General features: G+C 51.6%; 1 protein-coding gene. It reads left to right on the top strand.

The genetic code is table 11. From position 1 onward, the window contains the following. The coding region (locus AC0QH1_RS18695; RefSeq protein ID WP_324632779.1) for a hypothetical protein at positions 1-239 on the top strand (239 nt) is incomplete at its 5' end. Between the last annotated feature and the right edge of the window lie 255 nt (positions 240-494).

Here is a 494-nt window from a genome sequence, read left to right as displayed (position 1 = left end):
CCATTTCCCCTGGCTCTCATCCCGACGCTCACCAAGCACGGGTAGAGCGCGGGGCTTCCCGCCGAGAAGCTAAAATTTCCACCAAGCGCCACGAACGCGGCATCGACTTGCTCAACTCCCAGTCTGAAAGCGTCGATACCCCGACCTCTAGGCGATCGGCCAAACTCCGCAGAGGCTTATTGCCTCTACAATACGTGATTAGCTGGGAGAACCGCTGCTTTTTGGACAAACTGACTTAACAAAAATTAACAACAAAATCTTGACGAACAACTAGGGCAAAACTACAATTCTAGTTATCGGAATTTGCCGGAAAAACTTCGGCCTCTTCCGCCGCTGGAGGTTTTTTGGATTCAGGACTTACAGGTGATTCATGATAACCTCCGATCCGTTTGGAAACCCCCGTGCTTTAGCCGGGGTAGGAAAAACGAACGTGCGGCTTTAGCCGCCGTCAAAACTATATTGAGAATTGGGTGTGCAGCGGGTTCGGTTGCCCC

The sequence above is a fragment of the Phormidium sp. CCY1219 genome (assembly GCF_055795085.1).
The sequence above is the reverse complement of the archived record's forward strand: the minus strand, read 5'-3'. Positions and strand labels throughout refer to the sequence as shown.